A 21479-nucleotide genomic window follows, 5' to 3' on the forward strand; every position below is an offset into this window, starting at 1 on the left:
TAATGAGTAAGAAAATAAGACTTGCAGGAATTGCATATGAAAGTTTAGTAAACGGACCAGGTATGAGAAGGGTGTTCTTTTCACAAGGATGCAATCATAATTGTGAAGGTTGCTTTAATCCAGATACTCATAACTTTGAAGGTGGCACTTTAAAAGATATGGATGAACTAATAGAAGATGTATTAGATAATCCTATGATTAAAGGAGTTACTTTTAGCGGTGGAGATCCTTTTGAAAGAGCAGAAGATTTTGCATATATGGCTAAAAAGTTTAGAGAAAACGGAAAAGATGTTTGGTCATTTACTGGATATACTTTCGAATATATAATGGATAATTTAGATAAAAAAGAAGGATTTAAAGATTTATTATATAATTTAGATGCTCTTGTTGATGGTAAGTTTGAAATAGACAACATGGGAGATGGCTTAAGATTTAGAGGTTCTAAAAATCAAAGAATAATTGATGTTAAAAAGAGCTTAGAATCAGGAGAAGTTGTTTTATTTGAAGAATATATGAAATAGAGAGGTGTTTAGAATTATGGAATTTGGATTTAAAACAAAATCATGTAGAGAAACTTCAGGTGTTATAATGCCATTTTTTGAAGATAAGATTGTTATGAAACATGAAGAACTTAAAAAAATGATAGAACACTTAAAAAAGACTGATAAGTTTAACGGTAAGTTAGGTGAAATGTATAGCTTCACTCGTGAAATAGATGGAGTTATTCAAGATATAGTTTTAATTGGTCTTGGAAAAGAAGAAGAGATAAATTTAGAAAAAATAAAAGTAAATATATCAAAAGCTTATAAAAAGCTAAAAGAACTTAAAGATACAGATATAGCTGTAAGAATGATAAGAACAGATGCAATTGATATAAAAGAAATTCTTAAAGCTATGACTATAGCTTTAGAACTTACAGATTACACTTTCGATAAATATAAAAGCAAAAAAGAAGATAAAAAAGACGTATTTATTTCATTTACAGGATGTAATGTTAGTGATATAGGAGAAGAGGATGTTAAAGATTCTATAGAAGAAGGAATAGATATAGCAAATGGTGTAGTTATCGCAAGAGATTTAGTAAACGAACCGGCAAACGAAATGTATCCTGAAGTTTTAGGATTTAAAGTTCAAGAACTTGGAGAAACATTTGGATTTGAAGTTGAAGTTTTAGGTCAAGAAAAGATCGAAGAATTAGGGATGGAAGCATTCTTAAGTGTAGCTAAAGGGTCAACTAACGAACCAAAATTAATTGTAATGAGATACTTTGGTGATAATGAAAATAAAAAGAAAAGATTAGGATTAGTAGGTAAAGGTCTTACTTTTGACTCAGGCGGATATTCATTAAAACCAACTGATAGTATGGCAACTATGAAATCAGATATGGGTGGTGCAGCTGCAGTTATAGGAGCAATGACTTCTATAGCAAAGAGAGATTTAAAAATAAATGTTATAGGTGTAGTTGCAGCTTGTGAAAACATGATAGATGGAAATGCTTATAAAGCAGGAGATATCATAGGAAGTATGGCTGGAAAAACAATATAAGTATTAAATACAGATGCAGAAGGAAGATTAACTTTAGCAGATGCTATGACTTATATTAAAACAGAAGAAAAGGTAACTGAAATTGTTGAACTTGCGACTTTAACAGGAGCAGCACTTGTAGCATTAGGAGAAACTACTACAGCACTTGTAACAAATAATGATGATTTATGCAGTGAAGTAGTTGGTGTTTCAGAGTATACAGGGGAAAGAGCTTGGAAGTTACCAGCTTTTGAAGAATATAAAGAATTAATAAAATCAGATATAGCAGACCTTAAAAACATAGGAGGAAGATATGCAGGAACAATAACAGCAGGATTGTTTGTTGGAGAATTTGCAGAAGAAACTCCTTGGGTTCATATGGATATAGCAGGAACAGCTTGGACTGATAAACCTGTAACTTATAAAGGAAAAGGTGGTACTGGAGTTCCAGTTAACACTATTTATGAATTAGCAAAAGGAAGAGCTAATAAATAGAATTAAAAAAGATGCTTCGCAAATATATTTTGCGAAGCATCTTTTTATTTTAAGATATTCCTTTAGCTCTTCTTTCTTTTGCAGCGATTCTAGGTAAGATTAATCCTAATCCAACTAAAACGAAAGGAGTTATTATATTTAATACTAATTGGAATGTGTTTTCTGAATACATTCCACCTATACATGCAAATGCAGTGAATCCAAAGCACCATGCACCTAGGATAATACCAAAAGCTTTGCTTTTAGTGAATCTATATTCAGCGTGGAATTTATCTCCAGCTCTTTTTAATGCTATATAAGCTACGAATACCCAAAGATATCTAAGTGGCATACAAACAGCATTAAGCTTTATTAACCATTTTACAATAGCATCAACATCACCTATACCAAAAGCAGGTATTATTATTAAAATAGCAACGATTACACCTATTAATTTATTACCATTAATAAAAGAACCATGTTCATTTTGAACAAGTAATTTTTCTGGTATATATTCACTATCTGCACTATCTAAAAGTATACGTAGTGGTGCATCTATTGAAAGGATAAGAGTTGATACTTGTCCTATAACATTTGTTATAGCGTAGATAACAACGAAAGTATTCCCTATTCCATAGTATTCACCAAGTCTTTGGAATGCGTAGTAAGCACCATTTGTTAATAAGTCTTTTGGAACATTATTTGAATCAAACATCATTCCTAAAGAAATAGTTCCAAGTATAGCACAAACAGCAACCATTATAGCAAGTGCTATCATACCTTTTGGGAAACCTTTAGAAGGATCCTTCATCTTATTTACATAAGGTGAAATCTTTTCACAACCACCAACAGCAAATACTAATATAGATAAACTAGTAAAGTATTTAACGTCGAAAGTAGGCATGAATGTATCAAATGACCAATCTATTTTTAGAAGAGGTGCATTTGTTATAGCTGGTGCTGCAATCATTAATAATATGAAAAGAATTGACATTATAAACATTGATGTACCGGCTATAGTTGTTATGTTCTTTAATGCTTTAATTCCTTTTGATGCAAACCAAAGTCCAAATAAGAATATTACTAAGCAAAGAGCTTGTAATAATAAAGGGCTAAGATTACTTATTGAACCATCTTGGAATATTGCCCAAGAAGCTGCAATAACTGCACCTTGAGGTTTTTGTGATATGTAAGGTAAGTGTACAACAAAGTAAGTCCAACCAGCATAATAAGCAAGTTTAGGTCCTATAGTTTCGTTAATCCAAGAACTAACCCCACCACCTAAATCTTTAAATGCAGAACCAAGTTCCCCAACCATTAAAGCGTAAGGAACGAAATATACTGCGAAAATTAGTATCCATGATACAATCGCTTTAAGTCCTCCGAATTCAGAGAATCCGTTAACAACGTTTCCAAATCCCCAAACAGCAGAGAAGGCCATAAGTGCAAGACTATACCACATGATTTTTTTAGTATCGTTTTTTGCGTTCATAAAGAACCCCCCATAACTATATTCATTTTTAAAATAACAAGATAATAAATCTTAATATGTTAACTAAATGTAAACATTTAAATAACGTGTGATTGGTTTTGTTAAAGATTTAATTATCGTATCATAACATATAGTAATACAAGATGTACACTATAGTCAATATGTTCCATAATAATTAAAATTATTACAAATTAAGATTAGAATGGAATAAAAAAGTTGAAAATAAAAGCCACTGAATTCAGTGGCTTTTTTATTAGAAGTCTGATTGACCTGTAGTTCTTGGGAATGGGATTACGTCTCTGATATTTGACATACCAGTTATATACATTATTAATCTTTCAAATCCTAATCCGTATCCTGAGTGCTTAGTTTCTCCGTATTTTCTAAGCTCTAAATACCACCAGTAATCTTCTTCGTTTAAGTTAAGTTCAGACATTCTTGCTTTTAAAACATCAAGTCTTTCTTCCCTTTGGCTTCCACCTATTATTTCGCCGATACCAGGAACTAAAAGGTCCATAGCAGCAACTGTTTTGTTGTCTTCGTTCATTCTCATGTAGAATGCTTTTATATCTTTTGGATAATCAGTTACAAATACTGGACACTTGAAGTGCTCTTCAGTTAAGTATCTTTCGTGTTCAGTTTGTAAGTCGATTCCCCACTCAACAGGGTAGTCGAATTTCTTATCACAAGATTTAAGTATTTCTACAGCATCAGTGTAAGTAACTCTCGCAAAGTTTGAGTTTACTACGTGATTTAATCTTTCTACTAAACCTTTATCTATAAATTGGTTGAAGAATTGAATTTCTTCAGGGCATTCATTCATAACATATTTAATAACATATGTTAGCATTTTTTCAGCAAGTTCCATGTTATCATTTAAATCTGCAAATGATATTTCAGGTTCAACCATCCAGAATTCAGCAGCATGTCTTGCTGTGTTTGAATTTTCAGCTCTAAATGTTGGTCCGAAAGTATAGATGTTTCTAAATGCTAAAGCAAAAGTTTCACCGTTTAATTGTCCTGAAACTGTAAGGTTAGTTTCTTTTCCGAAGAAATCTTCTTTGAAATCTATAGTTCCTTCTTTAGTAGTAGGTACGTTTTGTAAATCAAACGTAGTTACTTTAAACATTTCTCCTGCACCTTCACAGTCACTACCAGTTAAGATTGGAGTGTGAGTGTATACGAAGTTTTGCTCTTGGAAGAATTTGTGTATAGCATAAGCTGCAACTGATCTAACTCTAAATACTGCTGAGAAAGCATTACTTCTAGGTCTTAAGTGAGCTATGCTTCTTAAATACTCGAAAGTGTGTCTTTTCTTTTGAAGTGGGTAGTCTGAATCTGACATACCTTCTATTACTATTTCTTTAGCTTGAATCTCAAACGGTTGTTTAGCGTTTGGAGTTTCTACTAAAGTACCTATTATTTTTAAAGATGAGCATATAGGTAACTTTGAAACGTCTTTAAAGTTATCTAATTCGCTTCCAAATACTACTTGGATATTTTTAAAGAAAGAACCATCATTGATTTCTACAAAACCAAAAGCATTTGAAGCTCTTAAAGTTCTTATCCATCCAGTTATAGTTACGTCTTTGTTTAAATATTCAGCTGTGTTTCTGTAAAGAGATCTAACTAATACGTTATCTTTGTTCATTAATATTACCTCCTAGTAATTGTTTTTTTCTTAATTTTAGACAATAAAAAAATCCTATCGTTTCCCTAAACTATAAGGGACGAAAGGATATATCCGCGGTACCACCCAAATTGCTGATAAACAGCCGGCTTTAACAGGCACAAAACTTATGCCATCCAATATTAACGGTTTGGATCCGTCTAAGTCTACTTGCTTTAAAAGCTTTCGGTTAGAAACTCAGAGATGTTCTTCAATCAAAGGCTTCGTATGAGGCTCGCACCATCCCTCACTCGCTAAGAACTACGTCCTAAGTCTACTCTTCTCGTCAAAGTTTTTTTAATTTGAATACATTAAATTGATTTTACAATACTTTTCTATCAAATGCAATATAGTAAGCATATATTAATTTTATATACTAATATTTCTTTGGGGGATAAAATGTTACTAGAAAAACTTCTAATTAAAAAAAATAATCAAATAAATAAACTTAAAAAAATGTTATTAGAAAGGTCTAAAAATAAAGAAGAGATAGTAGAGGAAATAAAAAATATAATGGAAGATATAGAAATTATATTAGAAGAATATAATTTATTAGATTATATGAGAAAAGAATTTACAATAGAGGAGCTTTCAAAATACGATGGACTTGGAAATAACTTAGCTTACATAGCTATAGAAGGAACAGTTTATGATGTTACTGGTGTTACTGGATTTAAAGAGGGAGTATATTGCAATATAAAACCTGGAAAAGATGTTACTAATGAATACAAAGCATGTAACAATAAAGATAAAGTAAAACTTAAAAGTTCTAGGATTGTTGGCATATTGATAGAATAAAAAATTCTGAGATGATAAAAATCATCTCAGAATTTTTTTATTCAGTTCCAGTTTCAAATGAAGATATAAGTCTCTCAGGGAAGTTTAACATCTTCATATCTTTAATTATTCTTTTTACTTCATATTCAACTTCGTGAATTTTAACAGAAGTTCCACTATCTTTGTCTATATTTAATATAGCGTAAGTAGGGTTTGGTCTTCCGATTTTTGGTTTACCAACGCTTCCATCGTTTATAAATAATTTGTTATCAAATTGTTTAGCACAAGGAAGGTGAGTGTGTGCAGAAACTAAAATATCATAATTAAGTTCTTTCATAATAGTTTCAGTTTCCTCAGAGTCTTTTAGCATATATTCATTTATTTTATTTGGGCTACCGTGTACAAATAAAATATTGTTACCATCAAAATTAAGATTAAGTGAAGTAGGTAAATTATCAAGATAATGCCTGTTTTCAGCTCTTAATTCTTCTACAGTCCAAGGTAATGTAAATGAATTAATAGTATTTTCTCTTATAAAATTAAATTCATTTTCACAAACAGCTGCATCATAATTTCCTTTAATGCAAAGAATTTTTCTTCTTCTTATCATAGCAACTACTTCGTTTGGATGAGGACCGTACCCAACTAGGTCTCCAAGACATACGATTGTATCTACTTTATTGTCTTCTATATCTTCTAATACTCTCATTAGTGCATATAGATTTCCGTGTATATCAGAAATAACTGCGATTTTCATTGTTAAGACCTCCATAATTCAATATAACTATATTATACAACAATAGAAGAGAGATATAAAAGTTATTAAATAGTGTATAATAGAAGATAAATATACATAAACGGAGGGATAAAGAATGAAGGTAAACAGAATTTTTAATGTGATTGAAGAGATGCAAAGACAAGGCTTAAAGCAAATGGTAGTTTCAGCACCTCCATCATTATTTTATTTAACAGGAAAATGGTTTAGTCCAGGGGAGAGAATGATAGCGCTTCTTATTAAATCTAATGGAGAGCATAAACTAATTATAAATAAACTTTTCCCTATAAACGAAGATTTAGGAGTAGATTTAGCTTGGTATACTGATACAGAAGATCCAATAAAACTACTTTCAAGTTTTGTAGATAAAAACGAAGTTTTAGGAATAGATAAAACTATGCCAGCACAATTCTTAATAAGATTAATGGATATAAATAGTGCTAGTGGATACGTAAATTCATCTACAATAATAGATGATTTAAGAAGAGTTAAAGATGAAGAAGAAATAAAGCTTATGAAAGAAGCTTCAAGATTAAATGATAAAACTATGGTAGAACTTTTAGAAAGACTTGAAGAAGGAAAAACTGAAAGATATTATGCAGACCTTTTAAAAGAGCTATACGCTAAAAATGGAATGAACAAATTTTCATTTAGTCCTATAGTTGCATTTTGCCCAAACGGTGCAGATCCTCATCACGGAACTGATGATACAGTTCTTAAAAAAGGAGATAGCATAGTAATCGATATGGGAGGAGTGTATAAGGATTACTGCTCAGATATGACAAGAACAGTATTCTTTAAAGAAGAACCATCAAAAGAACATGCTAAGGTTTATAACATAGTAAAAGAAGCTAACGAAAGAGCTATAGCTATGATAAAACCAGGAGTTAAATTTAGCGATATAGATAATGCAGCTAGAAGCTACATAGAAAAAGAAGGATATGGAGAGTACTTTACGCATAGAACGGGTCACTGCATAGGAATAGAGTGTCACGACGCTGGAGATGTTAGTGCTATAAACCATAACGAAGTTAAAGAAGGAATGATTTTCTCAATAGAGCCTGGTATTTACTTAAAAGATGATATCGGAGTTAGAATAGAAGATTTAGTTTTAGTAACTAAAAACGGCTGTGAAAAGTTAAATCAAGTAACTAAAGAACTTACAGTAATTAAATAATGAAAAAAGATACCTAAAAATTTTAGGTATCTTTTTTTTTATCTTTTTTTAAAGGCTTGAAACATTTTACGTTGAATAATTATCTAATATGTAATTACGTAATTAATTTAAAGCTTAAGGGGGACTTGAAATTTGAAAATAGCTTTGTTTAAGCCTAGATCAGATGTTTATAAAGCAAAAAAAGGAGATAAGGATTCATTTTCTAAATTAATAAAGGAAAATAAACTTAATTTATATAAAGTATCAAAGGGTATATTAAAAAGAGAATGTGATATAGAAGATGCTATACAAAATACTATAATAAATGCTTATGAGAATATAGAAAATTTAAGGGAAGAGAAGTATTTTAAAACTTGGCTTGTAAGAATTTTAATTAATGAATGTAAAAAGATATTAATTAAAAACAAAGATATTATAAGTTTAGAAGAAATACAAGAAATATCAAATAAGTGTACAGACGATTCTTATGAGAATTTAGATTTAAAGGATGCTATAGAGAAATTGCCTAAAGAAACAAAGGAGATAATACTTTTATATTATTTTGAGGATATGAAGCAAAAAGATATAGCTAAGGTTTTGAATTTGAAAGATTCTACTGTTAGAACTAGATTATTAAGGGGAAAGAAAAAACTAGCAGATTTGATGGGGAGGATTATGTAGTATATGAATAATGATTTTGATAAAAAAATAAAGGCATTAATAGAAGATGGAAGTAATGAAATTCCTAAAAATATAGATGATAAGATTAATGATACATTAAATAGTTTAAAGAAAAGAAATAGTATAAAGAGAGAAAAAAAGTTTTTAAAAATAGCTCTCTTAGGGTTAGTAGTTTTATGCGGCACTAGTTTTACTGTTGTTAGTTATGCAACTGGAGAAGATGTTAAAGATTTTGTATTTAATTTATTGGGAAGAAGTGATAAATATAGTAGTAATGCAAATTTAGTTAATCAAGTATTTAGTTTTAAAGGAGGCACTTTTAAAATAAAAAGTGTTGTTTATGATGGTTTTACATTAAATTTTACTTATGAGATTAAATATAATGAAGATAACTTAAACAAAGATGAAGATATAAATATAAATTCAGACTTTAAGATAAATGGAGAAAATAGAGAGTGTAATGCTGTAGGAGGTTACAGCGAAAAGGTAGATAAAAACATTAGGGTTGGAATAAAATCTATTTACTTAAATGATGATTGGATGTCAGATATAGATAATGAAATATATGATAAAAAATTAAGTAAATACGTTGGAATAGGAAGTGAAGATTTTAAATTAGATCAAGATATAAATATTGGAGATGAGAAGTTTTCACTTAAGACTTTAGTTAAAAATGTTTCTGATAAAGCAAATGTTTTAAGCGTAGGTAAGATAATTTCAAATTACAAAATAAAAGAAGTTATTTCTACAGAAACTCATTTGATATTAATAGGTGAGAAGATTAAAGAAGGAGTAAGTGAAAATCAATTAGAGGTTCTATCTGGTGATAAAAAAATGGATAGTGATAGCAAAGTATATTATGAAAATAAAGAGAAAAATAAGTTTGAGTATAGATATATAAAAGGAAAAGATTTTAAAGATGAAGTTAGTATAAAGTGTGGAGGTAAGGAAATAAATTTAAACTTAAAATAAAGTAAAAAGCATTCGGGAGGCCCGAATGCTTTTTCTTGTATGTGTTGTTAAAAATTTAAGTTATTTATATTGAGAATAGGACTCCGGCAATTGTACCTGTTAAACAAGTAGCAAGTGCACCACCTAATAAGGCTTTAAATCCTAATTTAGCGATAATTGATTTCTTTTCTGGTGCTAATGATCCAATTCCACCGATTTGGATAGCAACAGAACTGATATTAGCGAATCCGCAAAGTGCATAAGTTAATATTAATACAGTTTTTGGTTGTAAAACATTTGCTGCCATTTGTTTTGATAATTCAGCGTATGCAACGAATTCGTTTATCATTACTTTTTGACCTAATAAGTTACCAGCTGCAGAGATATCTACAGTAGGAACACCCATTACGAATGCAAGTGGTGAGAATAATTTACCCATTATCCATTGGAATGTTAACCAAGGAGCTCCGAATAATCCACCAATTGAAGCAAGTATCCAGTTAAGACAAGCGATAAGAGCAACGAATGCAAGAAGCATAGCTCCAACGTTAAGAGCTAATCCTAAACCTTCGCTAGCACCGTTTGCAGCAGCTTCAACTACGTTTGAAGCAGTTTGCTCAACTGTGATGTTTGATATATCTTTAGTAACTGGTTCTTCAGTTTCAGGAACTAAAATCTTAGCTAAAACTAATCCAGCAGGTGCAGCCATAATACTTGCTGCAAGTAAGTTACCAGCATCGATACCCATTGCTACGTATCCTGCCATAACTCCACCAGCAACTGTAGCCATACCACCAACCATGATAGCCATAAGCTCAGATTGAGTCATTTCTTTAATATAAGGTTTAACTAGAAGCGGTGCTTCAGTTTGACCTAAGAATATGTTACCTACGGCACTTAAAGTTTCAGCACCTGAAGTTCCTAGTAATTTACAAATAAATTTAGCTATAACTTTAACTACAGCTTGCATGATTCCTAAATAATAAAGAATTCCCATTAAAGCTGAGAAGAATATGATAGTTGGAAGTACTTTTAATGCAAAGATCATTCCAAATGTGTTTTCATCTAAAAGGTTACCGAATAAGAAACGAGTACCCTCAGCTGTAAAATCTAATAATTTAGTTATAAAAGTGCTAATGTAATTGAAAAAATCTCTACCAGCAGGTACGTTTATGATTAAAAGTCCAAAAATAACTTGTATTATAAGACCAGTAATAACTAGACGCCAGTTGATTTTTTTTCTGTTTGTTGAAAATAATACCGCTATACCAATAATAACAGCTATACCTATTAATCCAATAAATCTGTCCAATTTTCCTTCTCCTTTGTGTGTTATATTTTTTTGTATGTTAAAAATTATTACAAACGAACATAAAGATAAATGTTTAGAATAAATATTCAAAAACATCTATACAAAAAATATTTAAACGTTTTCTGCATTGCAAAAAATATAAAAGACTTATTTATAAGTTATATATTTTCGCATAAAAATATGCAGAATATTGTAGAAGAACTAATTTTGTTCGTTCTTATTATAAGTTATAATTGAAAAAAATTAAATAGATTTACAAAAAAATGTTTCGAGAAATTTTGGAAATTAAAGAACTAATAAATAGTATATGCTATATAATAGTATAATAAATAGCAAGTTTTGGATATAAAAGTATGATTTTTTTAGTGATAAAAATTTTTTGTATTATATTGTTAATTTTATTTGCTATATTAATATGGATTTCTACTCAAAAAGGGCAAGAATCAGAACCTAGCGAAGTTGCAATAGTTTTAGGATGTAAGATAGAGAGTGAAAACATTAAAAGAAGGTTAGATTTAGCTGTTAATTTATATAGGGAAGATAAGGTTAAGTCAATAATAGCAACAGGTAGAGGCGAAGGAGATATTCCTGAATATATTTGGATGGAAGAAGAACTTATAAAAAGTTTAGTGAAAAAGTCTGATATATATCTAGAAAAAAGGTCTATGAACACATTCGAGAACCTTTTATTTACTAAGGAGATATTAAAGAAAAATAAAAGTAAACGTTTAATTGTATGTACTAATAGATTTCATATAGCTAGAGTTAGGTTCATTTGTAAGGAGCTAGGGCTTAAAGTCAGCGTTATAAACAGTAGAGAGAGGTTTAATATGAAACTTTCTTTAAGAGAAACAGCTGCTTTTATAAAGGATTATGTAAAGATAAAATACTTAAAATATACTAAAAAACTTAAGTAGCATACTATATTAATGAAATTATATAGTAGATAGAGTTTTTGAATTCGTATTCATTTTAAAATAGAAAATACAAATACTTAAACAGTATTTGTATTTTCTATTTTTTTAACTTAAATTAATTACTTAAATTTACAAATTTGTAAAATGAGAAAGGGTTTTAGTCTTGTAAAAACGTTTCTCCAACTATAACAACATCTCCAGCACCTACTGTTAGAAGCATGTCGTTTTTGTTTAAATTTTTGTTTAAATATTCAACGGCTTCTTTATGAGAGTGAACATTTATACATTTAACACCTTTTTCTCTTATAGCATCTCCAAGTTCATCTGAAGAAACAAGACCTGTATCTTTTTCTCTAGCTGCGTAAATATCCATAAGGATTAATTCATCACAGTCAAAGAAAGCTTCTGTGAATTCATTAAATAAAGTCTTAGTTCTTGTATAAGTATGAGGTTGGAATACGCAATAAGTTTTACCGTGAGGTATTTTTTTTGCAGTATTAAGAGTTGCTTTAATTTCAACAGGGTGATGAGCGTAATCATCTATAACAGTGATTCCGTTTCTTTCACCTTTATATTCAAATCTTTTGTGTGCACCCTTGCATTCTTTTAGACCTTCAGCTATTTTTTCGTAAGATATATCAAATATTAATCCTACAGAAATAGTTGAAAGTGCGTTTAAGATGTTGTGAGTTCCTGGCATTTCAAGAGTAACTTCAAATAGCTCTTCTGAGCCACGAACTACAGTAAATGTAGCACATCCTTTGTTGTTGTATGAAATGTTTTTAGCCCACACATCAGAAGTATCATCAAAACCGTAGCTTATAGTGTTACAATCTGCGTGATTTAAGATATCTTTTACGTTAGGATCTTCGTTATATCCTATAAGATATCCGTCTTTTGGTATAAGTTTTGAGAATTTTTTAAAAGTTTCAGTTATGTGGTCTAAATCTCTATAGTAATCTAGGTGGTCAGCATCGATGTTTAAGATTATACCAACGTATGGGAAGAATTTAAGGAATGATTCCTTATATTCACAAGCCTCAGTTACGAAGTATTCGCTTTGACCTATTCTATAGTTCCCTCCTATAACATCTAATTCTCCACCTACAAGAATAGTAGGATCTAAATCAGCTTCAAGAGTTATGTTAGTGATCATAGAAGTACAAGTAGTTTTTCCGTGAGTACCAGCAACTGCTACGTTGTATTTATGTCCTTTCATAATTAAACCTAAAAATTCAGCTCTATCCATTAAAGTGATACTATCTTCTTTAGCTTTAATAATCTCAGGATTATCTGACGGGATAGCTGCTGTATAAACAACTAAATCTACATCTTTAAGATTATCACTATTATGTCCTATATATATTTCAGCACCTTTATCTTTTAAGCTGTTTGTTATAGCAGATTCTTTAGAATCTGAACCAGATACTTTAAAACCATTGTTTAATAGTACAGCAGCAAGACCGCTCATGCTTATACCGCCAATACCAATAAAATGAACTTTTTTGTTTTTATCATTTAAAAAATCGAATGACATGAAATCAACCCCTTTTCTTAGTTCATTTATAATTATATACAAAATTAATAATTTGAACACAGAAAACGAATAATAATTTATTAATTTTGAATTAAATACTAAATTTACATCTTTAATGAAAATATTTATAGATATAAGTTTAAAATATATTGCAAGAGGAAATGATATAGAATAAAATATGAATATTGAGGTATGATTTTAATCATATATTTCGTATTTATTGAAAATGTGGGTGATTATAATGGAAAAGTTAAGTAGAAATAATAGAGTAGTAGTTATTACAAAAGTTTTAATGGAAAATCCAAATAAGATAATTGGATTAAATAGATTTTCAGAAATGCTAAATGCAGCAAAGTCAACTATAAGTGAAGATATAGTTATAGTTAGAGAAGTGCTAGAAAAACTCCAGATGGGTAGAATAGAAACTATATCTGGTGCAGCAGGGGGAATTAAATATATTCCTCAAATCGGAATAGATAAAGGGAAAGAATTCGCTTTAGAATTATGTAACCTTTTAAACGATGATAGCAGAGTGATACCTGGAAACATAATTTATATGACAGATGTTATGTGTAATCCTGAAATTATAAGTAGAGCTGGAACTATACTTTCATCTTTATTTAAATCAACAGAAGTAGATTACGTTATAACAGTTGAAACTAAGGGTATTCCTTTAGCTTATGAAGTAGCAAGAAATCTAGGAGTTCAATTAGTTATAGCAAGAAGAGATGCACAAGTTACAGAAGGTCCTACGATGTCTATAAACTACGTATCAGGTACTAGTGGAAGACTTCAACAAATGTCACTTTCAAAAAAATCAATGAAGAGTAATTCTAAATGTATATTTATTGATGATTTTATGAAAGGTGGAGGAACTGCACTTGGAATAAAAGATTTATTAAAAGAATTCGACAGTGAACTTACAGGAATAGGAGTTTTAGTTGACAATAAAGATGTAGAAAAGAAAATATTAAATTACGTATCTATAGTTGACCTTCATGCAGTTAATGGATCTACTATATTAGACGTAAAACCTTCAAAAATGTTTGAAAATTAAAATTTTCTAGTTTTTTTTAGAAATATTATAAATTTTCCAAGGAAAAAAGAGGATTTAACCAATAAATGGAGAATTATAATACCATCAAGGCAACTGGAGGTGTAGTTAAATGCAAATAACAGACGTAAGAATAAGAAAGATAACTACGGATGGAAAAATGAAAGCAATCGTTTCTGTAACTTTTGATGAGCAATTTGTTGTACACGACATTAAAGTAATCGAGGGGCAGAACGGACTATTTATCGCTATGCCAAGTAGAAAGACACCCGATGGAGAGTTTAAGGATATAGCACATCCTATAAACACAGACGCTAGAGAGACTATTCAAAAAGCGATACTAAAAGCATATGAAGAAGCATTACAAGAAGAAAATGAAGTAAGTGAAGATTAAATCAGTGATAAAAGGGTAGTAATACCCTTTTATTTTTTTTGTTTTATGCAAAAAAGCGAATATTTTTGATTAAACTCTTATAAATAGTAAGGAAAAATTGATTAAAGGCTAGTTTGCGAGGTTGAAATACTGAGATGTTTGAAATATAATTATAAAGGTATATGATTATAATGGTGTATACACTAAATCAAATAATATATACTATTATGTAAATATTCGTCATAATAGAGGTGGTAAAATGTATAAATGCGCATTAATACTTGCAGCAGGACAAGGGAAGAGAATTAAATCAGATTTACCTAAGGTATTACACAAAGTTTGCGGAAAAGAAATGGTGAACCACGTAATAGATAATATGAGAAAAGCTAACATCGAAGATGTTAATGTAATTATAGGAAAAGGTGCTGAGTTAGTTAAAAAAGGAACAGAAAGCAGAAATGTTTCTTATTCATTACAAAATGAACAATTAGGAACAGGTCACGCAGCTAAGTGTGCTATTGATTTCCTAAAAGGAAAAAAGGGAACAGTTATAGTTTTTGCAGGTGATGCTCCATTAACTAAAGAAAGTACTGTTTTAGAACTTATAAAAGAACACGAAGAAAATAATAATTCAGCAACACTTTTAAGTGCAATGGTTGAAGATCCTACAGGATACGGAAGAATCATAAGAGATGAAGATGGTTTTGTACTTAAGATAGTTGAACACAAAGATTGCAGCGAAGAAGAATTATTAGTAAATGAAATGAACGCAGCAATGTATTGCTTCGATATAGAAGAGCTTATAGAAGCTTTAGATAAGTTATCAAATAATAACGAACAAGGAGAATATTACTTAACTGATGTTATTGGAATATTCAAATCAGAAGGAAAAAAAGTTGGTGCAGTTGTTACAGACTACGAAGATACTATAGGAGTAAATTCAAGAGTTCAACTTGCAGAAGCAGAAGAAATTTTAAGAAAAAGAATAAACTTATCACATTTAGAAAATGGGGTAACTTTAATAGATCCAAAATCAACATATATTGGTGCTGATGTTGAAATAGCAAAAGATACAATAATCTATCCAAACGTTGTATTAGAAGGTAATACTAAAATCGGAGAGTTTTGCACTATTATGCCAAACTCAAGAATAAAAGACAGCGTTATAGAAGATAATGTAAATATTGAATCATCAGTAATACTAGAAAGTAAAGTAGGAAAAAATACTACTGTTGGTCCATTTGCTTATATAAGACCAGAAAGTACTATAGGTGAAAAAGTTAAAATTGGTGACTTCGTTGAAGTTAAAAAATCATCTATAGGAGATGGAACTAAAGTATCACACTTAACTTACATTGGTGATGCAGAAGTAGGAAAAGAATGTAACTTTGGTTGTGGAACAGTAATAGTAAATTACGATGGAACTAAAAAACACAAAACTATAATAGGTGATCATAGTTTCATAGGATGTAACACAAACTTAGTATCTCCAGTAAAAGTTAACGACAATACTTATATAGCAGCAGGTTCAACTATAACTTCAGAAGTAGAAGAAGGTGCTTTAGCTGTAGCAAGAGCTAAGCAAAGAAACATCAAAGGATGGGTTTCTAAAAAAGGACTAATGAAATAATAAATTTTATTATATAAACTAATAATAGCTAAAATATTGAGGAGGTCTTCATAGATTATGATTAATCATGGAAAGAATATCAAAATATTCACAGGTAATTCACACCCAGAATTAGCAGAGGAAATAGCAAAAATATTGGGATTAGAAATAGGTAAGGCTCAAGTAGGAACTTTCAGTGATGGGGAAATAGCAATAAATATCGGAGAAACTGTAAGAGGTGCTGACGTATTTATAGTTCAATCAACTTGTTCTCCAGTTAACAACAACTTAATGGAATTATTAATAATGATAGATGCATTTAAAAGAGCATCAGCAGGTAGAATAACAGCAGTTATGCCATACTATGGATATGCAAGACAAGACAGAAAAGCTAAGTCAAGAGATCCAATAACAGCTAAGTTAGTTGCTGACCTTTTAACTACAGCAGGAGCAGACAGAGTTCTTACTATGGACTTACATGCTGCACAAATCCAAGGATACTTTAATATACCAGTAGATCATTTAGTAGGGTCACCAATCCTTGCTGAATATTTCGTAAACGAAATGGATTTAGATGATAAAGAAGATGTAGTTGTTGTATCACCAGATTTAGGAAGTGTAACTAGAGCAAGAAAGTTCGCAGATTACTTACATGCACCTATAGCAATAATCGATAAAAGAAGACCAAAAGCAAATGTATCAGAAATAATGAATATAATTGGAGATGTTGAAGGTAAGAGATGTATCTTAATAGATGATATGATAGATACAGCTGGAACTATAGCAAATGCTGCAAATGCTCTTAAAGAATTAGGAGCAACTAAAGTATACGCTTGTTGTACACACGGAGTATTATCAGGACCAGCATTTGAAAGAATTACTGATTCTGCAATAGAGAAATTAGTAATGCTTAATACTATAAAATTACCAGAAGGAACAAATACTGAATTATTCACATCACTTTCAGTAGCACCATTATTTGCTGAAGCAATTCAAAGAATATATGATGACAAACCAATAAGTAAATTATTCGAAATGCAAAAATAAGGCTATTTTATTTTAGAGGCTGCACACTACATAATTTTTTATGTAAGGTGCAGCCTAATTTTATAAATTTAAATAATTTCATATATATGGTTAATAATTTGTAACTTATTAGATAAAACTATACTAATGATACTTAATTAATGATAAATTTATAATGGATAGTTAAACAAAAATATAAGTTTTTAAAATATTATATTTAAAATATATGGAGGTGCTAATATGGAGGGCGTATTAGGAAAAGTTTTAATAGTAGATGATGACGAAAATATTTGCGAAGTCATAAACATGTATGTAAAAAGTGCAGGTTATGATACGAAAATTGCAAACAACGGAAAGGAAGCTGAGGATATATTCTTAGAATATAAACCAGATATAGTTTTACTTGACGTTATGATTCCAAACATCGATGGAATAGATGTTTTAAAATGGATAAGAAAAGAAGGAACAACACCTGTAATAATGTTAACAGCAAAAGGTGATACTTTTGATAAGGTTTTAGCTTTAGAACTTGGTGCAGATGATTATATAGTTAAACCATTTGAACCAAAAGAATTATTAGCTAGAGTAAAAGCTGTTATGAGAAGATACACAGCAGATAACACAAACAAAGAATTAATTCAATACAATGATTTAACAATCGATGCAAATTCATACAAGGTAATTTATAAAAACAACGAAGTAAAAATGCCACCTAAAGAATTTGAACTACTTTACTACTTAGCTTGCAATAAGAATAGAGTATTTACAAGAGAACAACTTTTATGCGAAGTTTGGGGGTATGATTACCCAGGTGACTCAAGAACTGTAGACGTACATGTCAAGAGACTTAGAGAGAAATTACATTCAGGCGATACATGGCAAATAGAAACAGTTTGGGGAGTTGGATATAAATTCGAGGTGAAATAGGATGAAGAAGAATAGTTTAGTTTATAAACTAATACTAACTTTTACCTTGATTTTAGCAGCTAGTACTATACTAGTTGCAGGAACTCTATCTTTTTGGTTTAAGCAGTACTATTTTAACCAAAAGAAAAGTGAATTAGATAAACAAAGTTTAATAATAGAAAATGCGGCAATATCTTATTTGACATTAGATAAAAGTTCTAATTTAACAACTCTTAATAACGTTATTGATTTCGTAGGGAGCTCTGTTGAAGCGGACATATTCATTACAGATAATATGGGATACGTCTATGCAGTATCAAATGAAAAAGATGAAAAATATACATATTCACACCTTGGAATAAGTAAAGAACAAATGGATTTACTTAAAAAAGGTGAAAGTATATCTTACAGTCAAAAAGCTGATGATTCAGGAAAAGGATATGTATTTATGAAGCCTATTTTTAATGGTAAATACTTTAGCGGAACTATAGTTATGACTACATCTATGGATAGCATAAATAGTGAAATCTTTAAAGTAAACGAAGTTATTTGGATAACTGCAGTGATTGCTATTATAATAGGGTCAATAATTGTTTATTCATACGGAAAACGAAAGCTAACTATGCCACTAACAAAGATAACTACAGCAGCTAGAAAGCTTGCAAGTGGTGACGTTGATTCAAGGCTAGAAATAATATCTAATGACGAAATTGGAGAACTTGCAGAATCATTTAATATAATGGCTGAATCTTTAAGGCAAATTGACTCAAACAGAAGAGCCTTTATATCAAATGTTTCACACGAATTGCGTTCGCCTATAACTTCTATTAAGGGATTTATTTCAGGTATATTAGATGGAGTTATCCCTAAAGATAAAGAGGGTTATTATTTAAAAATCGTTTATGATGAAACTGAAAGATTATCAAGACTTATAAACGACTTATTAGATCTATCAGCTATGGAAACAGGTAAGATAAAACTTAATATGCAAGAACTTGATATAAGTGTTCTTATAAGACAATGTCTTGCTAAGTTTGAAGGTACAATTAGGGATAAAGGGATTCACGTTAACGTTACATTAGAAAACGCGCACCAATACGTAATGGGAGATATGGATAGAATTACTCAGGTAATTACAAATCTTCTAGATAATGCGCTTAAGTATGGACACGAAAATGGAGAAATCAGAATAAACACTAAATCTAAAGGCGATAAAGTATTCGTAAGCATATATAACGATGGTCCAACACTGAATCAAGAACAACGAGTTAAGATTTGGGATAGATTCTATAAAGTTGATGAATCAAGGACTAATAAGATAAGTACTGGACTTGGACTTCCAATAGTAAGACTTATCTTAACAGAACACAATGAGGACATTTGGGTTGAAAACTACAAAGATAATGGTGTAGAATTTACTTTCACATTAAGTAAAATATAAAAATTGGTGATAAGATATGAAAGAAAATGAAAATAGAATTGGTAAGATAGAAATTACTAATAAAAATCAAACATTAACCAAATACATCATCTTAATTATATTAGTTGTAATAGGTGTATCAATAGTAACTGGTGCAATTACATCAAGATATATATTCAAAAAAATGGAAGCTCAAGGTAATAGTTCTAATGTTAAATCAAATTTATTTAATTACAAAGGAACTAGTAGTGATGCCAAGGATGTTATTAATGCCGTTGGTCCATCTATTGTCTCAATCGGTAAATCTGAAAAAGGGTTAGAAAAGAGCGAGATAAATAGAGATAATACAAGTGGTGTTATAATCGATTCTACTGGAATAATCTTAACAAACTATTCTAGTATAAAAGATTTCAAAGATATATACGTAAAACTTCCAAACAAGGGAGTTAAGCCTATAAAAGCAACTCTTTTAGGACACAACGAAGAAACAGACTTAGCTCTTGTAAAAATAACTCATGCAGAATTAATTCCGATTAAATTTGCAGATATAAATGATGTAAAAGAAGGTCAATTAGTTTTTGCACTAGGTAATTCTACAGGAGATAATTACGTAGGGTTAATAACGCCTGGTATAGTAACTTCAAGAAGCCATAGGGTTACTATAGATGGTGAATACTATTCAGTTATTCAAACTAATGCAGTTATGAATAGTGAAAATTATGGAGGACCTTTATGTAATAGTAAAGGTGAACTTATCGGTTTAAATAGTAGCGTTGCTACTAAAGAACTAAATGATCAAAACTTATACTTCTCTATAGGTGTAGATGCTATTAAAGAAAGTATAGACTCTATAATAGAAACTTCAAACAAACTTGGATTAAAAGGTGCTGAACTTCAAACTGGAGTCGGATTTTATGTAACTAATTTAAGTGAAAATGGTATAGGTTATGAAGCTGGTATAAAGCCTACTGACATAATAGTTAGTATAAATGGCACAGATGTTAACACTATAGATAAATTTAAAAATACACTTGATAAGATAAAACCCGGTGACAAAGTAAAATGCAAGATACTTAGAGATGGAAAAGAAATAGAAATAAATATGCAAATGTAGTAAAGAGACTTTTTTAAAAGTCTCTTTATTATTGTTAAAAATTAGTATAATATAAATAAGTATATTATAAAAATTTAGGATAAAAATATAAGATAATAAATTATATTTAAGAAGAGGAGAAGTTTTATGTTTTTAATAGTAGGACTAGGTAATCCTGGTAGCAAATATAAAAATACAAGACATAATATTGGATTTGAAGCTATAGATAATATAGCAAAAAAGTATAATATAGATGTAAATAGGGTAAAATTTAAAGGTGAGTATGGTGAAGGGTTTATAGGAAGTGAAAAAGTAATCCTTTTAAAACCAACTACATTTATGAATTTAAGCGGGGAATCTGTTAGAGAAGTAGTAGATTTTTATAAATTAACTAATGAAGACATATTAGTTATCTACGATGACATAAGCTTAGATATAGGAAAACTTAGAATAAGAGAAAAAGGTAGTGCAGGTGGTCATAACGGAATTAAAAGTATAATAAATCACCTGGGAACTAATGAGTTCCCAAGAATTAAAGTAGGGGTAGGACAACCTAAAGGTGATTTAGTAAACCACGTGCTTGGAACTTTTTCTAAAGAAGAATTAGAAGTTTTAGAAGAGAGCTTAGAGGCTACTTCAAAAGCTGCAGAGTGTGTTATAAAAGAAGATGCAAAAAAAGCTATGAATGATTTTAATGGGTTTAGTGCAAATAAAACTGTTTAAGGATGGTGTA

General features: G+C 30.1%; 19 protein-coding genes, 1 pseudogene and 1 other annotated feature. Of the genes and pseudogenes, 15 read left to right on the forward strand and 5 right to left on the reverse strand.

The genetic code is table 11. The features are described 5' to 3' along the window. The first annotated feature begins 2 nt into the window (after positions 1 to 2). Complete coding sequence (nrdG, locus tag M4I33_RS09010; RefSeq protein ID WP_257916480.1) at positions 3 to 521, forward strand: anaerobic ribonucleoside-triphosphate reductase activating protein; 519 nt, start codon at positions 3 to 5, stop codon at positions 519 to 521. 94 nt (positions 522 to 615) lie between these two features. After that, positions 616 to 2019: pseudogene (locus M4I33_RS09015) on the forward strand (leucyl aminopeptidase). 49 nt (positions 2020 to 2068) lie between these two features. Here the strand turns inward: M4I33_RS09015 and M4I33_RS09020 are convergent. Together M4I33_RS09020 and asnS are read right to left on the reverse strand one after the other, a co-directional pair. Further along, complete coding sequence (locus tag M4I33_RS09020) at positions 2069 to 3490, reverse strand: amino acid permease (RefSeq protein WP_257916481.1); 1422 nt, start codon at positions 3488 to 3490, stop codon at positions 2069 to 2071. Between the two features lie 253 nt (positions 3491 to 3743). Next, the gene (asnS, locus tag M4I33_RS09025; RefSeq protein ID WP_257916482.1) at positions 3744 to 5141 is read right to left on the reverse strand and encodes an asparagine--tRNA ligase; all 1398 of its coding nucleotides are present in this window, start codon (positions 5139 to 5141) and stop codon (positions 3744 to 3746) included. Positions 5142 to 5213: 72 nt separating this feature from the next. After that, positions 5214 to 5458: a binding site (T-box leader), on the reverse strand. Positions 5459 to 5558: 100 nt separating this feature from the next. Between asnS and M4I33_RS09030 the strand changes: the two genes are divergently transcribed. After that, positions 5559 to 5957 carry a cytochrome b5 domain-containing protein gene (locus M4I33_RS09030; RefSeq protein WP_257916483.1) on the forward strand — a complete coding sequence of 133 codons (399 nt, stop codon included), beginning with the start codon at positions 5559 to 5561 and terminating at the stop codon, positions 5955 to 5957. 37 nt (positions 5958 to 5994) lie between these two features. Here M4I33_RS09030 and M4I33_RS09035 read toward each other — a convergent pair whose 3' ends face one another. After that, the gene (locus tag M4I33_RS09035) at positions 5995 to 6693 is read right to left on the reverse strand and encodes a metallophosphoesterase (RefSeq protein ID WP_257916484.1); all 699 of its coding nucleotides are present in this window, start codon (positions 6691 to 6693) and stop codon (positions 5995 to 5997) included. Between the two features lie 115 nt (positions 6694 to 6808). Between M4I33_RS09035 and M4I33_RS09040 the strand changes: the two genes are divergently transcribed. The 3 genes from M4I33_RS09040 (at position 6809) to M4I33_RS09050 (ending at position 9520) form a co-directional block, all read left to right on the forward strand. Beyond that, entirely contained in the window at positions 6809 to 7888 is a 1080-nt protein-coding gene (locus M4I33_RS09040) for a Xaa-Pro peptidase family protein (protein WP_257916485.1), read from the forward strand. A gap of 132 nt (positions 7889 to 8020) precedes the next feature. Further along, complete coding sequence (locus M4I33_RS09045) at positions 8021 to 8548, forward strand: sigma-70 family RNA polymerase sigma factor (RefSeq protein WP_257916486.1); 528 nt, start codon at positions 8021 to 8023, stop codon at positions 8546 to 8548. A 3-nt stretch (positions 8549 to 8551) separates the two neighbouring features. Then, positions 8552 to 9520, forward strand: coding sequence for a DUF4179 domain-containing protein (locus tag M4I33_RS09050; RefSeq protein WP_257916487.1), 969 nt, complete (start codon positions 8552 to 8554; stop codon positions 9518 to 9520). A gap of 64 nt (positions 9521 to 9584) precedes the next feature. Here M4I33_RS09050 and M4I33_RS09055 read toward each other — a convergent pair whose 3' ends face one another. Continuing rightward, entirely contained in the window at positions 9585 to 10811 is a 1227-nt protein-coding gene (locus M4I33_RS09055) for a NupC/NupG family nucleoside CNT transporter (RefSeq protein ID WP_257916488.1), read from the reverse strand. Positions 10812 to 11164: 353 nt separating this feature from the next. Between M4I33_RS09055 and M4I33_RS09060 the strand changes: the two genes are divergently transcribed. Further along, the gene (locus tag M4I33_RS09060) at positions 11165 to 11728 is read left to right on the forward strand and encodes a YdcF family protein (RefSeq protein ID WP_257916489.1); all 564 of its coding nucleotides are present in this window, start codon (positions 11165 to 11167) and stop codon (positions 11726 to 11728) included. 157 nt (positions 11729 to 11885) lie between these two features. On the opposite strand, the gene murC is transcribed toward M4I33_RS09060, so the two are convergent. Further along, positions 11886 to 13265: a UDP-N-acetylmuramate--L-alanine ligase gene (gene murC, locus M4I33_RS09065; protein WP_257916490.1), complete on the reverse strand. Its 1380-nt coding sequence runs from the start codon at positions 13263 to 13265 to the stop codon at positions 11886 to 11888. A 241-nt stretch (positions 13266 to 13506) separates the two neighbouring features. Here murC and purR point away from each other — a divergent pair, with 241 nt between their 5' ends. The 8 genes from purR (at position 13507) to pth (ending at position 21469) form a co-directional block, all read left to right on the forward strand. Beyond that, the gene (gene purR / locus M4I33_RS09070) at positions 13507 to 14322 is read left to right on the forward strand and encodes a pur operon repressor (protein WP_257916491.1); all 816 of its coding nucleotides are present in this window, start codon (positions 13507 to 13509) and stop codon (positions 14320 to 14322) included. 109 nt (positions 14323 to 14431) lie between these two features. After that, on the forward strand, positions 14432 to 14713 hold the full coding sequence (gene spoVG / locus M4I33_RS09075; RefSeq protein WP_194191914.1) for a septation regulator SpoVG: 282 nt from the start codon (positions 14432 to 14434) through the stop codon (positions 14711 to 14713). Between the two features lie 238 nt (positions 14714 to 14951). After that, positions 14952 to 16322: a bifunctional UDP-N-acetylglucosamine diphosphorylase/glucosamine-1-phosphate N-acetyltransferase GlmU gene (gene glmU / locus M4I33_RS09080; protein WP_257916492.1), complete on the forward strand. Its 1371-nt coding sequence runs from the start codon at positions 14952 to 14954 to the stop codon at positions 16320 to 16322. Positions 16323 to 16379: 57 nt separating this feature from the next. Further along, positions 16380 to 17348 (forward strand): ribose-phosphate diphosphokinase, encoded by a 969-nt coding sequence (locus M4I33_RS09085; protein WP_194191912.1) that lies wholly within the window; start codon positions 16380 to 16382, stop codon positions 17346 to 17348. Between the two features lie 219 nt (positions 17349 to 17567). Next, a complete protein-coding gene (locus M4I33_RS09090; protein ID WP_257916493.1) occupies positions 17568 to 18254 on the forward strand; it encodes a response regulator transcription factor in 687 nt (228 codons plus the stop codon). 1 nt (position 18255) lies between these two features. Further along, on the forward strand, positions 18256 to 19674 hold the full coding sequence (locus M4I33_RS09095) for a HAMP domain-containing sensor histidine kinase (RefSeq protein WP_257916494.1): 1419 nt from the start codon (positions 18256 to 18258) through the stop codon (positions 19672 to 19674). A gap of 16 nt (positions 19675 to 19690) precedes the next feature. Next, positions 19691 to 20767: a S1C family serine protease gene (locus tag M4I33_RS09100; protein WP_257916495.1), complete on the forward strand. Its 1077-nt coding sequence runs from the start codon at positions 19691 to 19693 to the stop codon at positions 20765 to 20767. Between the two features lie 126 nt (positions 20768 to 20893). Further along, entirely contained in the window at positions 20894 to 21469 is a 576-nt protein-coding gene (pth, locus tag M4I33_RS09105; protein WP_257916496.1) for an aminoacyl-tRNA hydrolase, read from the forward strand. Positions 21470 to 21479 lie beyond the last annotated feature (10 nt).

It is taken from the genome of Clostridium sp. LY3-2, assembly GCF_024705715.1.
Lineage (GTDB): Bacteria > Bacillota > Clostridia > Clostridiales > Clostridiaceae > Clostridium.

Coding starts and splice junctions, on each gene's coding strand:
- M4I33_RS09085 (WP_194191912.1), top strand. CDS start 16,380: ATGATTAATCATGGAAAGAATATCAAAATATTCACAGGTAATTCACAC.
- M4I33_RS09060 (WP_257916489.1), top strand. CDS start 11,165: ATGATTTTTTTAGTGATAAAAATTTTTTGTATTATATTGTTAATTTTA.
- M4I33_RS09100 (WP_257916495.1), top strand. CDS start 19,691: ATGAAAGAAAATGAAAATAGAATTGGTAAGATAGAAATTACTAATAAA.
- M4I33_RS09090 (WP_257916493.1), top strand. CDS start 17,568: ATGGAGGGCGTATTAGGAAAAGTTTTAATAGTAGATGATGACGAAAAT.
- glmU (WP_257916492.1), top strand. CDS start 14,952: ATGTATAAATGCGCATTAATACTTGCAGCAGGACAAGGGAAGAGAATT.
- nrdG (WP_257916480.1), top strand. CDS start 3: ATGAGTAAGAAAATAAGACTTGCAGGAATTGCATATGAAAGTTTAGTA.
- M4I33_RS09020 (WP_257916481.1), bottom strand. CDS start 3,490: ATGAACGCAAAAAACGATACTAAAAAAATCATGTGGTATAGTCTTGCA.
- M4I33_RS09095 (WP_257916494.1), top strand. CDS start 18,256: ATGAAGAAGAATAGTTTAGTTTATAAACTAATACTAACTTTTACCTTG.
- spoVG (WP_194191914.1), top strand. CDS start 14,432: ATGCAAATAACAGACGTAAGAATAAGAAAGATAACTACGGATGGAAAA.
- pth (WP_257916496.1), top strand. CDS start 20,894: ATGTTTTTAATAGTAGGACTAGGTAATCCTGGTAGCAAATATAAAAAT.
- M4I33_RS09035 (WP_257916484.1), bottom strand. CDS start 6,693: ATGAAAATCGCAGTTATTTCTGATATACACGGAAATCTATATGCACTA.
- murC (WP_257916490.1), bottom strand. CDS start 13,265: ATGTCATTCGATTTTTTAAATGATAAAAACAAAAAAGTTCATTTTATT.
- purR (WP_257916491.1), top strand. CDS start 13,507: ATGGAAAAGTTAAGTAGAAATAATAGAGTAGTAGTTATTACAAAAGTT.
- M4I33_RS09030 (WP_257916483.1), top strand. CDS start 5,559: ATGTTACTAGAAAAACTTCTAATTAAAAAAAATAATCAAATAAATAAA.
- M4I33_RS09040 (WP_257916485.1), top strand. CDS start 6,809: ATGAAGGTAAACAGAATTTTTAATGTGATTGAAGAGATGCAAAGACAA.
- asnS (WP_257916482.1), bottom strand. CDS start 5,141: ATGAACAAAGATAACGTATTAGTTAGATCTCTTTACAGAAACACAGCT.
- M4I33_RS09050 (WP_257916487.1), top strand. CDS start 8,552: ATGAATAATGATTTTGATAAAAAAATAAAGGCATTAATAGAAGATGGA.